This window comes from Nonomuraea lactucae (assembly GCF_003313395.1).
Taxonomy (GTDB): domain Bacteria; phylum Actinomycetota; class Actinomycetes; order Streptosporangiales; family Streptosporangiaceae; genus Nonomuraea; species Nonomuraea lactucae.
In genome coordinates, this window is record NZ_QNFZ01000996.1 from 1 (window position 1) to 12765 (window position 12765).

Sequence of the window (12765 nt, forward strand, 5' to 3'; positions counted from 1 at the left end):
CTGCGCCGCGTGCAGCGCCGCTGTGGCGCCGCCGCCGGGCGCCGGCACCCGGTCGGCCAGCCGGGCGAGGAAGTCGCCGATCTTCGTGTCGCGCATGGCGGCATTCTGCCAGGTGGCAGCTCCCCGCACCGCCGGCCGGGCCGCGCGACGTCACTCGCGGTGCATCGGGCGGGTGACGTCCTCGGGCCCGGTGGAGTAGTACGGGGGAGGCGCGCCCTGTCCGGGCGCTCCCACCGGGGGCGGGCCGTAGCCGGGCGTCACCACGACGGGCCCGGCGGAGCGCCACCGCGACGGGAACGCCGAGGCCACCAGCAGCACCACCGCGAGGAACAGGAAGATCCCGGCATAGCCCAGCGTGAGGAAGCCGGTGCTGAGCGTCCCCCTCGTCAGCGCGTCGGGCAGCAGCCGGGTGCCCCAGAGCTCCACGAGCGGCAGCCCGCCCAGCGCCAGGAACCCGAGCCCGCCGAGGAGCGAGGAGACTGGAGACAGCCGCGAGGAGACGAGAAAGGCGAACAGGATCCCCGAGCCCGCGAGCGCGCCGAACCCGGTCCACGAGATGACCAGATCCCGGAAGTTGATGAGCATCTCGGTGGTGCCGTAGATCAACCCCACGGCGATCAGCGGAGGCAGCAGGAGCCCGGCGACCACTCCCAGTACGTGACGCACAACGTTGGACATAACGCCCCAACCCCCGTCATTCCGGTTAGGGCCACAACCTACCGCGTGGACTCCCGCACGACGAGTTCCGGCTGGAACATGACCTGCTGGTGCGCGTGCGTCTCCGGGTTGTCGCACTCGTCCAGCAGCAGCTCGGTGGCGACCCGGCCCAGCCGGTAGGTGGGCTGCCGGACCGACGACAGCGCCACGGTCGAGGCGGAGGCGAAGTCGATGTCGTCGTAGCCGATCAGCGAGACGTCGCCGGGCACCCCGACGCCCGCCTGCAGCAGCCCCCGCAGCACGCCCAGGGCGAGCAGGTCGTTGGCGCAGAACAGCGCGTCGGGCAGCGCGCCCCCGGACAGCAGCTCCTCGGCGGCCTGCTGCCCCGCCTTCGCCGTCATCGCGGGCATCGCGATCTCGACGAGCGCCAGCGGGTCGCGCCCGGCCTCGGCGAGAGCCTGCTCGGCGCCGTGCCGCCGGTCCTGGCACTGCCGGATCGTGGCCGGCCCGGTGACGTGGCCGATCCGGTCGGCGCCGCCCTCCAGCAGATGGGCGACCGCCATCGCGGCGCCCGCCACGTCGTCGACCGCGACCGCGCACCGGCCGGCCCGGTCGGCGGGGTGGTCGACGAGCACCACGCTGATGCCGCGCTCGCGCAGCCGGTCGAGCCGCCCGGGATCCTCGTCGGAGGGCGTGATCAGCACGCCGCGCACCCGCTGCTCGGCGAAGACGAGCAGGTTGCGCTCCTCCTTCAGCCGGCTGCCGGAGGAGTTGCCCAGGATGACGGCGTAGCCGCGCTCGCTGGCCAGGTCCTCCACGCCGGCCGCGACGTCGGTGAAGAACGGATTGCCGATGTCGATCACGGACAGGCCGATGGTGCGGCTGTGGCCGGCCCGCAACGTCGAGGCCGAGCCGTGCCGCACGAACCCGAGCTCCCTGATCGCCGCCTCCACGCGGGCGCGGGTGCCGCCGGCGACCTTCTCGGGGCGGTTGAGCACGTTGGACACCGTGCCGGGCGACACCCCCGCCATGGCCGCGACGTCCTTGATGCTCACTGTCTCCATCGCCGTTCCCGTGGCTCGTCGGTGCGCTGGCTCGCGCTCCGCCGTACCAGCTCGTTGGCTCCGCAGGACGCATCGTACGGCTCGCGCCCCCGGCCGACGGCCACAGGGCCGCCGCCCCTGCGCGGGGCGGCGGCGCCGTACCTCTCTACTGTCTACTGCTTGATGGTGTAGCTGTCGCCGTAGACCTTCCAGGTCAGCGGCGGGTCGAGGTCGAGGTTGCCCTTCTTGAGGAAGACCCTCTGGGCGGTGTCCACGCGGCTGGTGTCCTCGTGCGCCTCCTCCGCCTTCATTGCCGCCTTGCGGGCGTCGAGGAACGCGTTGAGGTACGTGGTCTCGTTGCCGCCCTGGGCCGGGGGCTTGGCCTTGGCCAGGGCGGACTTCCTGATGCCGCCGAAGCTCAGCCTGTCGCTGCCCGGGCCGTGCATGACGATGGCGTCGTAGTAGATGAACTGTCCGAGCGCCCGCAGTCCGTCCTGCTTGGCCTGCTTGACCGCCGGGTTGAAGTAGACCCGGTCGCGCTCGTCGTTCTGCGCCGTCTGGAAGGCCGGGTCCTTGGCGGCGGTCTTCCAGTCCTTGGTGAAGTTCGGGTCCAGGCCGCGGTGGGAGGCGGTGCCGTTGACCTTGCGCAGCGCCGGGAGGTACTTGGCGAGGACGTTGCCGGGCTTGCGCTTGGCGTAGAGCTCGACGAGCTGCAGCATGTCGCCCGTGCCGGAGCAGAAGCCGATGATGCCCGCGGTGTAGCCGCGGTCGTCCTTGATGTCCTCGATGTAGCCGTACTGGGCCTTCCAGTTGAGCGAGGAGTTCTCGGCGCTGGACACCAGCTGCATGGCGATGTCCTTCTTGTGTGGATCGGTGAGGTCCACGGGCGCCTGCGCGGGCAGGGAGAGAACCGCGGCGAGGGCCGGGGCGAGCAGGGTGCTCAGCATGCACACTCCTGTGGCTGGGGGTTCGTTAGGAAGCCTTCCTAACGAACATTAGTCACAGGAGTCAACAGTTGTGGCCTATGTTGCGAAATCCTGTCAATTCCGGAGCGCTGCGAGCTGCTGCTCGAACGGCACGACCTCCTCCACCTCGTCGCCCGCCTCGGCTGGTGGGCGGCGGGTCCGGGCGCGGCGCGGCATCAGGTCGGCCAGTTCGCCGGCGGCGCGGCCGATCCGGGCGACCAGTCCGTCGGTGAACGAGTCACCGCCGCCGCCCCAGTCCTCCGAGGCCGCGTACACCGCGGTCGGCACGACCACGGCGCGCAGGTAGGCGAAGAGCGGGCGCATCGCGTGCTCCAGCGCGAGCGAGTGGCGGGCCGTGCCGCCGGTGGCGGCGATCAGCACCGGCGTGCCCGCCAGCGAGTCGGGGTCGACGACGTCGAAGAACGACTTGAACAGGCCGCTGTAGGAGGCGGTGAAGACCGGCGTGACCGCGATCAGGCCGTCGGCCTCGGTCACCGCCTCGACGGCCGCGCGCAGCCTGGCGTTGGCGAAGCCCGTGACGAAGGCGTTGGCGATGTCGCCGGCGAGGTCGCGCAGCTCGATCACGCGCACCTCGACGTGGTCCCCGTCGTGGTCCCCGTCGTGGTCCCCGCCGTGATCCCCGACTGGGGCCTCGGCGTGCGGCCCGGTGGGGGCGTCGTCCAGCAGGCGGCGCCGGGTCGCCTCGGCGAGGCGGTCGGCGAGCAGCCGCGTGGAGGAGGGCAGGCTCAGACCCGCCGACACGGCGACGAGCTTCATGTGCGATCTCCTTTCGGTCTCAGACCGCGGACGGCTCCGCGGTACGGGAGGCGTGGGTGGGGGCGTCCGCCACCCCGGGGGCGCGCCTGGCGGCGAACTCCTCGCGCAGCACGGGCACGACCTCCTCACCGAGGACGTCGATCTGCTCCAGGACCGTCTTCAGCGGCAGCCCGGCGTGGTCCATGAGGAACAGCTGGCGCTGGTAGTCGCCGAACGACTCGCGGAACGTCAGCGTCCTGTCGATCACCTGCTGCGGGCTGCCGACCGTCAGCGGCGTCTCGGCCATGAAGTCCTCCAGCGACGGCCCGTGGCCGTACACGGGGGCGTTGTCGAAGTAGGGGCGGAACTCGCGTACCGCGTCCTGGGAGTTCTTGCGCATGAACACCTGGCCGCCCAGCCCGACGACGGCCTGCTCGGGCGTGCCGTGGCCGTAGTGCGCGTACCTCTGCCGGTAGAGCGTGATCAGCCGGACGAAGTGCTCCTTGGGCCAGAAGATGTTGTTGGCGAAGAAGCCGTCACCGTAGTAGGCGGCCTGCTCCGCGATCTCCGGGCTGCGGATGGAGCCGTGCCACACGAACGGCGGCACCCCGTCGAGCGGACGCGGCGTGGACGTGAAGCCCTGCAGCGGCGTGCGGAAGCGGCCCTCCCAGTCGACCACGTCCTCGCGCCACAGCTTGTGCAGCAGGGCGTAGTTCTCGATGGCGAGGGGGATGCCCTGCCGGATGTCCTGCCCGAACCACGGGTAGACCGGCCCGGTGTTGCCCCGGCCCAGCATGAGATCCACCCGGCCGTCGGCCAGATGCTGCAGCATGGCGTAGTCCTCGGCGATCTTGACCGGGTCGTTGGTCGTGATCAGCGTCGTGGCCGTGGACAGGATCAGCCGCTCGGTCCTGGCGGCGATGTAGCCCAGCATGGTCGTGGGGGAGGAGGGCACGAACGGCGGGTTGTGGTGCTCGCCGGTCGCGAACACGTCGAGCCCGACCTCCTCGGCCTTGAGCGCGATGGTCACCATCGCCTTGATGCGCTCACGCTCGCCGGGGGTCCGGCCCGTGGTGGGGTCCGTGGTCACGTCGCCCACGCTGAAGATCCCGAACTGCATACTTTTGGTCACCACCTTTGACTGTTGAAACTTTAACAGACTGTGCAGCGCACAACCACCCTGCCGTATTCCACCTCGTGATCCGCAGCTCTTCCACGCCCTCGACCCGGGGGCTGGAACGGCGGCCCCTACGCCTGCGCCAGGGCGTTGATGTCGGCGGGGCCTAGCACCCGCTTCGGCGCCCCGCGCTCGGCCACGGCGATCATGGCTTGGCCGATCCGCTCCGTGGTGGTCACGCTCGACGGGTAGAGCAGGCGCAGCAGCGGGAAGAACGGGGTGGTCACCACGTACGCCAGCCGGTACCACCTCGTCCTCGACGTGACCCCGTGGACGGGCTGGATGTAGCCGGGCCGGAACATGCAGGCCGCGAGCGGCAGCGCCAGCAGGGCGTTCTCCGTGGCGCCCTTGACCCTGGCCCACATCGAGCGCCCCTGCTGGTCGGTGCCCGCGCCCGACACGTACACGAACGTCGAGCCGGGGGCGAGCCGCGCCAGCGTGGTGCCGGCCGCGAGGGTGAAGTCGTAGGTGACGCGCCGGTAGTCCTTCTCGCTCATGCCCGCCGAGGAGACGCCGAGGCAGAAGAAGCACGCGTCGTAGCCGGCCAGGTCGGCCTCGATCGGGGCCAGGTCGGCGAGGTCGGCGTGGATGATCTCGCGCAGCTTGGGGTGCGAGCGTCCGGTCGGTGACCGGCCCACCGACAGCACGGCCTCGACCCGGCCGTCGAGCAGGCACTCCCGCAGTACGCCCTGCCCGACCATGCCGGTGGCGCCGAAGATGATCACTCTCATGCCAGGCTCCGTTCCTGGCCCGAATGCTACTCACCTGGTGGACACCCGGCGATCTCGCCGCATGCCCACACGGACTGCCCCCCGTGAGGTCACCACGCGTCATGCTCGCCCCACCAGGCGAACAGGCGTCGAAACCTCAGGCGTAGTAGCGGTAGACGGCCTGGGCGACACAGGCGGGCTTGCCGCCCGCCTCGACCTCGACGGTGAAGTCGAGCGTGACCTGAACGCCGCCCTTGACCTCCTCGACCTCGGCGACCCGGCCCGCGAGGCGGATACGCGAGCCGACGGGGACGGGGGCCGGGAAGCGCAGCCTGTTCAGGCCGTAGTTGACGGCCATGTCGATCCCCCTCAGCTCAAGGAGCCGGTTGAAGAGCGGAATCAGGAGCGACACCGTGAGGTAGCCGTGCGCGATGGCGGCCTTGAACGGCCCGTCCTTGGCGCGTACCGGATCGGTGTGGATCCACTGCCGGTCATCGGTGGCGTCGGCGAAGGCGTTCACCCGCTGCTGGGTGATCTCCAGCCAGTCGGTGGAGCCCAGGTCGGTCCCCGCCAGAGCCTTGATCTCGGGCAGGCCTTCCGCGACAAGAGGCACGGGAACATCTCCTTTATCTCAGGCCGAGCAGTCGGGCGGCGTTCTGCTTGAGGATCTTGGGACGGACCTCGTCCTTGATCGGCAGGTCGGCGAAGTCAGCCAGCCAGCGGTCGGGCGAGATGAGTGGATAGTCCGAGCCGAACAGCACCTTCTCCTGGAGGAGGCTGTTGGCGTACTTCACCAGCTGCGCGGGGAAGTACTTGGGCGACCAGCCCGACAGGTCGATGTGCACCAGGGGCTTGTGGGTGGCGACCGCCAGCGCCTCGTCCTGCCAGGGGAAGGACGGGTGCGCGAGAATGATCGGCAGGTCGGGGAAGTCCGCCGCGACATCGTCCACGTGGATGGGGTTGGAGTACTTCAGCCGGATCCCGCCACCGCCGCGCACCCGAGCTCCGATCCCCGTCTGCCCGGTATGGAACAGCGCGACGGCTCCCGCCTCCTCGATCACTTCGTACACGGGATAGGCGAGGCGGTCGTCGGGGAAGAAGCCCTGAAGGTTGGGGTGGAACTTGAAGCCGCGCACGCCGTACTCCTCGATGAGGCGGCGGGCCTGCCGTACCGCGACCTTGCCCTTCCAGGGGTCGACACTGGCGAACGGGATGAGCACGTCGGCGTTGGCCGCGCAGGTCTGGGCCACCTCGTCGTTGGGGACGGGCGGGTGGCCGGTGGCGGTCTCGGCATCGACGGTGAAGACCACCGCCGCCATGCTCCGCTCGCGGTAGTAGGCGGCCGTCTGACTGATGGTGGGCCGCTCGCGCGCCACCCCGAAGTAGCCTTCCGCGCCGCCCTTGAGCTCGCCGGACAGGGAGTCGCCGCCCCTCGCGGAGACCTCGGCGTGGGTGTGGACGTCGATCGCGGTGATCGTGGACAGATCCATCAGACGGCCTCGGGCGCCGGGATCCCGTAGCTCTCCGGGCGCGCGCCCACGGAGCCGGGCCACACTTCGGCGATCGCGTCGGCGCTCCAGCCGCCATCGGCGTAGGCGGCGCTGATCTCCCGCGGATGCGACCACAACGCAAGCTTGTCTCCGCCGACGCCGACGCACTGCCCGGTCACCCCGGCGGAGGCGTCGGAGGCGAGGAAGACGACCAGGCCGGCGACGTCCTCGGCGGTGCCGAAGCCGTTGCCCTTGCGCAGGCTGTCGGGAAGTGGCACGCCCCGCTCCTCCAGCGCCTCGATGTGGGGCGCGAAGGCGGGGATGGACTTGGTCATCTCGGTGGCGGCGTTCGGCACGACGGCGTTGACGGTGATGTCCGCCCTGGCCAGTTCCATAGCCCAGGTGCGGGCCATCGCGGCGATCCCGGCCTTGGCGGCGGCGTAGTTGGTCTGACCGAAGTTGCCGCGCTGCCCGGCGGGCGAGCCCGCGAGAATGATCCGGCCGCCCTCCCCCTGCTCGCGCAGCCGTTGTACGGCGGCGCGCACGCAGGTGAACGTGCCGCGCAGATGCACGTGTATCACGGCGTCGAAGTCGTCGTCGGACATCTTCCACAGCACGCGATCACGGAGGATTCCGGCGTTGGTCACCATGACGTCCAGCCGTCCGAACTCGGAGACGGCCCGGGCCACCAGCGCTTCGGCGGACTCCGTCGATCCGACCGCGGCCACCTCGGCGACCGCGCGCGGACCGATCCGCTTGGCGGCGGCCTCGACCGCCTCGGCGTCCACGTCGTTGAGCACCACCGAGGCGCCCGCGGCCGCCAGCGCTCTGGCGTAGGCCAGGCCCAGCCCCCGGCCGCTCCCTGTGACCACCGCCACCTTGCCGTCGAGGTTCATCTCAGCTCCCTTCTCAGGATCTTGCCGGAGGCCGTGCGCGGCAGTTCCGCGACGAACTCCACGTATTTGGGGATCTTGTAGCGGGCGAGCCTGCCGTCCAGATGAGCGAGGACGTCGGCCGTGCGCAGCGGCTCCGTGGCGACCACGAAGGCCTTGCCGACCTCGCCCCACCTCTCGTCGGGCACGCCGATCACCGCGGAGTCGACGATCTCGGGGTGGGTCAGGAGAGCGCTCTCGACCTCGGCGGGGTAGACGTTCTCGCCTCCCGAGATGATCACGTCTTTGACTCGGTCGACGACGCGGTAGAAGCCGTCCTCATCGCGCACGGCCACATCGCCTGAGCGGAACCAGCCGTCCTCGGTCGACGCGGCCGCGTTCTCGTCCGGCAGGCCCCAGTAGCCCGCGAAGACGTTCGGTCCGCGCACCAGGATCTCGCCCTGCTCGCTGCCCTGCTCGCCGTCGGGCTCGCTGCCCTGCTCGCTGGCAGGCTTTCTGACGGGCGCGCCGTCGAGCTTGACGTCGGTGAAGAAGGCCGGGACGCCCGCCGTGCCCGCTTTGCGGACGGAGTCCGCCGGGCTCAGGTAGAGGACGCCGGGGGAGGCCTCGGTCATGCCGTACCCCTGCAGGAAGGTCAGGCCGCGGTCCTGGTAGGTGCGGATGAGCGGCTCGGGGACGGGCGCGCCGCCGCACTCCAGCAGGCGCAGGCTGGACAGGTCGGCCTCCGCCCAGCGCGGGGATCCGGCGATGAAGGCGTACATGGCGGGCACGCCGAACATCGACGTCACCCGCTCGGTCTCGATCAGTTCCAGCACCCGGTCGGCGTCGAATGCCGACAGGATGACCGCCCGCCCGCCCTTGATCAACGTCGGCAGGAGCGACTGGGCGAGGGCGGCGATGTGGAAGAGCGGCGCGGTCACGAGCGTCACGTCCTCGCCGCGCAGATCGAGGTCGATCAGGTGGTTGTAGACGTTCCAGGTCAGGTTGGCGTGGGTGAGCATGGCCCCCTTGGGGCGACCCGTCGTGCCCGAGGTGTACATGATCAGGCAGAGGTCGTCCAGGCCCACCGGTGCGTCGATCGGGTCGGCGTCCGGCAGCGGCGTCAGCGGATCGAGAACCTGAGGCGCGCCCGGGACCGCTCCGTACCCCGGGCCGACGACCAGAGCGGCCGGACTGGCATCTCTGATGACGAACAGCAGCTCGGCCTCGGTCAGGCGCGCGTTGAGGGGGAGGTAGGCCGCGCCGAGCAGGCCCGTCGCGAAGAAGGTCTCCACCGCCGCCGGATGGTTCGGCCCGAGATAGGCGACCCGATCCCCACGATTCACACCCCGCGCGCGCAGAGCCGCGGCCAGGCGGTTCGCCTTGTCGGCCAGCTCCGCGTAGGTGATGTGCACATCATCGTGGGAAAGCGCGACCCTCGTCGGGGACATTCGCGCGCGGCGCGCGGGCCACGATCCCAAGCCTCGGTTCAGCACACGTCCCTCCCTGGACGGTATGTCGACGGCCAATATTAGGCATATTCATTGCAGCAGAAGCAATAGTGCACATCGTTCTGTGATCCGCCGTACCATGGGTCTGTGGTCAACAGTCCGCAGGAGAGCGCACAGCCGGTCAGGGACATCGGGGGCGACGGCGAGCCACGGATCCGCAACGGTTCGGCACTGCGCCCGCAGACCCTGCTGCTCGCCTTCCTCGGCATCCACCTGCGCGGCCGTGACCTGGCCATCTCCTCGGCGAGTGTCATCGGCGTGCTGGCCGGGCTGGGCATCTCCGAGGAGGCCGCCCGCTCCACCCTCACGCGGATGACCCAGCGGGGCCTGCTGGAGCGGCACCGCAGGGGCCGCCAGGCCTACTTCGGGCTGACCGCCCGATCGGAGGCCGTGCTGGAGGAGGGGCATCAGCGGATATGGCACTCCAGTCCGGTCAACCGGGACTGGAACGGCCGATGGACGCTGATCGGCTTCTCTCTCCCGGAGTCCTGGAGCCAGCAGCGCCACGATCTACGCTCTCGACTGCTGTGGGCCGGGTTCGGCCCGCTGCAGAACGGGCTGTGGATCGCTCCCTCGGCCGTCGACGTGCCCGCGTTACTGGGCGATCTCCGGCTCGACGCCCACATCAGGGCTTTCACCGCCGAGACCGTGAAACCCACCGAGACGGCACAGTTCGTCCGTGACGCCTTCGACCTGGAGGGGCTGGCGGCCGGGTACCAGAGATTCCTGGAGCGGTGGGATCGCCGTCGGCCGCTTCCCGAACTCCGCGACGACCTGCTCCGCGAGCTGCTGCTCCAGGCTGAGTGGCTGCAACTGCTCCGGGGGGATCCACGCCTGCCGCTCGAGCATCTGCCGGCGGACTGGCCCGCGCCGCAGGCGGAGGAGGTCTTCCGCGACCTGGCGGCGGTCCTCCGCGACCCGGCCACGCGGGTGGCCGCCGACACGCTCGACTTCATGGCGGTCAGCTGATCGGCCCGTTCGCCGTTGCCGGCGCGTGAACACTTCTGGGCCGCCACCCGCTCGTCCCCGCTCGTCCCTTCCCGGTACGGCGAGCCTGGCCTCGCCGTACCGGGAAGGTCAGACACCGCTGCGCTCCGGCTCCGCGGACAGGCTGCTCCGGTTGGTCTCCTTGGTCGCGGCGATCGCGACCACGGTCACCAGGCAGCAGACGGCGATGACGACCGAGACGGCGAGCGTGCCGCCTCCGCCGCCGATCATGCTCGCGAACACGACCGGCGCGAAGCCGGCGCCCGTAGCCGAGATCTGGTAGCCGAGCGAGGCGCCCGTGTAGCGGGTCCGGGTACGGAACAGCTCGGTGTAGAGGGCGGCCATCGGCCCGTACATGGCCGGGTGCGCGATCGACTGCCCCAGGACGACCGCCAGGGCCAGCAGGGCGAACGAACCGCTGTTGATCAGTGGGAAGAGCAGGAAGCCGACCAGGGCCATCATGGCCGCGCCGGCCACCACCACGGGGCGTCTGCCGATCCTGTCGGACAGCGCCGCGAAGGTGAGGATGCCGATGATCGCGCCGGCGGAGGAGATGGTGAGGGCGTTCAGGACCGTGGGGCGGGGGTGCCCCGCGCTCACGGCGTAGGCGATGACGAACGTGGTGAGCGTGGCCTGCGCGACGAACGCGCCGAATCCCACGCCGACCGCGCGCAGCAGGTTCATCGGCTGCCGGCGGAAGACCTCGACCAGCGGCGGCGCCTCGCCATCGGCGGGCCGGGCGTGGGCGAACACGGGGGTCTCGCTGACCTTGGCCCGGACGAACAGGCCGACCGCCAGCAGAACGACGCTGAGCAGGAACGGGATCCGCCAGCCCCAGTCCAGGAAGCTCTGTTCGCCCATGATCGCGGCGGTGGCGGTCAGCGTGATCGTGGACAGCAGCTGGCCGCTGGGCGCACCCGCGTTGGTGAACGCGGCCCAGAGGCCCCTGCGGGAGGTGGCGTGTTCGGCGGACATCAGTACGGCGCCGCCCCACTCGCCCCCGATCGCGATCCCCTGCAGCACGCGCAGCAGCACCAGCAGGATCGGCGCCCAGACGCCGATCTGCGCGTAGGTGGGCAGAACTCCGATGAGCGTGCTGGCCAAACCCATCATGGTCATCGTGATGACCAGCATCCGCTTGCGGCCCAGACGGTCACCGAAGTGCCCGAACAGGATGCCGCCGATGGGCCTGGCCAGGTAGCCGGAGGCGAAGGTGCCCAGGCTGGCCACCGTGCCCGCCGCGGGGTCGAGGGCGGAGAAGAAGACCTTGTTGAAGACCAGTGCCGCCGCGGTCGCGTACAGCAGGAAGTCGTAGAACTCGATGAGGCTGCCGAGGTAGCTGGAGACGACCGCGCGCTTGAGCTGGGCGCTTGAGTTCTGAGGGGTGTCTGGCATGGCTGGCCCTTGTCTGTGGTCCAGGTCATGCTGCTGGCCGCACGCTAAGCACTCTGCTAACTGCCGCCAACAGCATGCCGAATGTTCCTGGTGGTGGGAACAGTCTCGCCGATAGGTATCGTTCGGCACAATGTTTACGGCAGAGATGAAAGTGCCTAATTTGTGCGGCGCGGCCGTCGCGATCCATCGGCACCGGACGAGCGGAGCGTCGTCGTACGATGACCCGCCCCTGCCGAGAGCGTCCCCGGAGGAGACCTGCCCTGTGGCCTCCCGCCCACACTGGGTCTCGCGGGGGCTCGCCGGACCCGCCGACGGTGCCGGAGCGGTGCCGGGGCGGAGCCAGGCAGGCCGCCCCGGAGGCCCCGGAAGCCGCCGGGCCCGGAAGCGCCGTAGCAGGCCGGTTCAGGCCGACTGGCGGCTGCCCCAGTCCAGGAGGGCGCGGGCCGTCTCGAAGCGGCGGCTGGAGACCGACTCGCCGAGGATCACACCCACCAGCAGCCGGCCGCCGCGCTCACCCGCGAACGCCAGGCTGAAGCCCGCCGCCCGCGTGAACCCGGTCTTCAGGCCGACCGCGCCCCGCGTACCGAGCAGCCTGTTGGTGTTGGACCAGGTGTACGAGCGGTGCGTGGCCGTCCGGTGGAGCGTGTACCGCCGGGTGCTCGCCACCTTCCGCAGTGCCGGATCGCGCAGCGCCTGCACGGCGAGCAGCGCCTGGTCCTTGGCCGTCGAGTAGCCGTCGCTGCCGGGCATGGGCAGCCCGTCGGCGTTGACGTAGTAGGTGTCCTTCATGCCGAGCTGCCGGGCGGTGGCGTTCATCCTGGCCACGAAGCCGCGGACGCCGGGCCCGTACGTGCGGGCCAGCGCGTGCGCCGCGTCCGCGCCCGACGGCAGCATCAGCGCGTGCAGCATGTCCCCGACGGGCAGCCGGTCGCCGGGGCGCAGGTGGGCGGTGGTGCCGCCGCCGTTCACGGCGTACCGGACGTCCTCACGCTCGACCTCCACCAGGTCAGTCGGCTTGGCGGCCTTGAGCACGAGGTAGGCGGTCATGGTCTTGGTGAGGCTGGCGATCGGCATGCGGCGCTCCGCGGCGTCGCTGAGCCGTACGGCGCCGCTGGCGGCGTCCACCAGGATGGCGGCCCGCCCGTGCACGGCGGGAGCGCCGGCGTCGGCGGGCGGGCTGGCGAGGGCTGTGCCCAGGGGCG

14 protein-coding genes are annotated in these 12765 nt (G+C 70.6%); 1 reads left to right on the top strand and 13 read right to left on the bottom strand.

Annotated features, from left to right (window positions below):
* From DQW85_RS35790 to DQW85_RS35840, 11 genes are all read right to left on the bottom strand, one after another.
* The coding region (locus DQW85_RS35790) for a cyclodeaminase/cyclohydrolase family protein (protein WP_162795649.1) at positions 1–96 on the bottom strand (96 nt) is incomplete at its 3' end.
* 54 nt (positions 97–150) lie between these two features.
* Positions 151–678, bottom strand: a complete 528-nt coding sequence (locus DQW85_RS35795; RefSeq protein WP_113704182.1) for a hypothetical protein — start codon at positions 676–678, stop codon at positions 151–153.
* 38 nt (positions 679–716) lie between these two features.
* On the bottom strand, positions 717–1721 hold the full coding sequence (locus DQW85_RS35800; protein WP_113704183.1) for a LacI family DNA-binding transcriptional regulator: 1005 nt from the start codon (positions 1719–1721) through the stop codon (positions 717–719).
* 152 nt (positions 1722–1873) lie between these two features.
* On the bottom strand, positions 1874–2647 hold the full coding sequence (locus DQW85_RS35805) for a chitosanase (protein WP_113704184.1): 774 nt from the start codon (positions 2645–2647) through the stop codon (positions 1874–1876).
* A 93-nt stretch (positions 2648–2740) separates the two neighbouring features.
* Positions 2741–3442, bottom strand: coding sequence for an FMN reductase (locus tag DQW85_RS35810; protein ID WP_113704185.1), 702 nt, complete (start codon positions 3440–3442; stop codon positions 2741–2743).
* A gap of 19 nt (positions 3443–3461) precedes the next feature.
* Complete coding sequence (locus tag DQW85_RS35815; RefSeq protein ID WP_113704186.1) at positions 3462–4541, bottom strand: LLM class flavin-dependent oxidoreductase; 1080 nt, start codon at positions 4539–4541, stop codon at positions 3462–3464.
* A gap of 128 nt (positions 4542–4669) precedes the next feature.
* The gene (locus DQW85_RS35820) at positions 4670–5329 is read right to left on the bottom strand and encodes an NAD(P)H-binding protein (RefSeq protein WP_113704187.1); all 660 of its coding nucleotides are present in this window, start codon (positions 5327–5329) and stop codon (positions 4670–4672) included.
* A 136-nt stretch (positions 5330–5465) separates the two neighbouring features.
* Complete coding sequence (locus DQW85_RS35825) at positions 5466–5921, bottom strand: MaoC family dehydratase (RefSeq protein WP_113704188.1); 456 nt, start codon at positions 5919–5921, stop codon at positions 5466–5468.
* A 13-nt stretch (positions 5922–5934) separates the two neighbouring features.
* Positions 5935–6798 (bottom strand): amidohydrolase family protein, encoded by an 864-nt coding sequence (locus DQW85_RS35830; protein WP_113704189.1) that lies wholly within the window; start codon positions 6796–6798, stop codon positions 5935–5937.
* Positions 6798–7694 (bottom strand): SDR family oxidoreductase, encoded by an 897-nt coding sequence (locus tag DQW85_RS35835; RefSeq protein WP_113704190.1) that lies wholly within the window; start codon positions 7692–7694, stop codon positions 6798–6800. Before DQW85_RS35835 ends, DQW85_RS35830 begins: the two co-directional genes overlap by 1 nt.
* Positions 7691–9121, bottom strand: coding sequence for an acyl-CoA synthetase (locus tag DQW85_RS35840; RefSeq protein ID WP_275888287.1), 1431 nt, complete (start codon positions 9119–9121; stop codon positions 7691–7693). Before DQW85_RS35840 ends, DQW85_RS35835 begins: the two co-directional genes overlap by 4 nt.
* A 147-nt stretch (positions 9122–9268) precedes the next feature.
* Here DQW85_RS35840 and DQW85_RS35845 point away from each other — a divergent pair, with 147 nt between their 5' ends.
* Positions 9269–10150, top strand: a complete 882-nt coding sequence (locus tag DQW85_RS35845; RefSeq protein ID WP_205315661.1) for a PaaX family transcriptional regulator — start codon at positions 9269–9271, stop codon at positions 10148–10150.
* Positions 10151–10258: 108 nt separating this feature from the next.
* Here DQW85_RS35845 and DQW85_RS35850 read toward each other — a convergent pair whose 3' ends face one another.
* Together DQW85_RS35850 and DQW85_RS35860 are read right to left on the bottom strand one after the other, a co-directional pair.
* On the bottom strand, positions 10259–11563 hold the full coding sequence (locus DQW85_RS35850; protein WP_113704192.1) for an MFS transporter: 1305 nt from the start codon (positions 11561–11563) through the stop codon (positions 10259–10261).
* 402 nt (positions 11564–11965) lie between these two features.
* Positions 11966–12765: D-alanyl-D-alanine carboxypeptidase family protein (locus DQW85_RS35860; RefSeq protein WP_162795650.1), on the bottom strand; the 800-nt coding region annotated here is incomplete at its 5' end.

Bases quoted from the DNA above. Each gene is read 5' to 3' on its own strand.
- DQW85_RS35805 (WP_113704184.1), bottom strand. From the start codon at position 2,647: ATGCTGAGCACCCTGCTCGCCCCGGCCCTCGCCGCGGTTCTCTCCCTG.
- DQW85_RS35815 (WP_113704186.1), bottom strand. From the start codon at position 4,541: ATGCAGTTCGGGATCTTCAGCGTGGGCGACGTGACCACGGACCCCACC.
- DQW85_RS35800 (WP_113704183.1), bottom strand. From the start codon at position 1,721: ATGGAGACAGTGAGCATCAAGGACGTCGCGGCCATGGCGGGGGTGTCG.
- DQW85_RS35810 (WP_113704185.1), bottom strand. From the start codon at position 3,442: ATGAAGCTCGTCGCCGTGTCGGCGGGTCTGAGCCTGCCCTCCTCCACG.
- DQW85_RS35850 (WP_113704192.1), bottom strand. From the start codon at position 11,563: ATGCCAGACACCCCTCAGAACTCAAGCGCCCAGCTCAAGCGCGCGGTC.
- DQW85_RS35840 (WP_275888287.1), bottom strand. From the start codon at position 9,121: ATGTCCCCGACGAGGGTCGCGCTTTCCCACGATGATGTGCACATCACC.
- DQW85_RS35830 (WP_113704189.1), bottom strand. From the start codon at position 6,798: ATGGATCTGTCCACGATCACCGCGATCGACGTCCACACCCACGCCGAG.
- DQW85_RS35820 (WP_113704187.1), bottom strand. From the start codon at position 5,329: ATGAGAGTGATCATCTTCGGCGCCACCGGCATGGTCGGGCAGGGCGTA.
- DQW85_RS35795 (WP_113704182.1), bottom strand. From the start codon at position 678: ATGTCCAACGTTGTGCGTCACGTACTGGGAGTGGTCGCCGGGCTCCTG.
- DQW85_RS35835 (WP_113704190.1), bottom strand. From the start codon at position 7,694: ATGAACCTCGACGGCAAGGTGGCGGTGGTCACAGGGAGCGGCCGGGGG.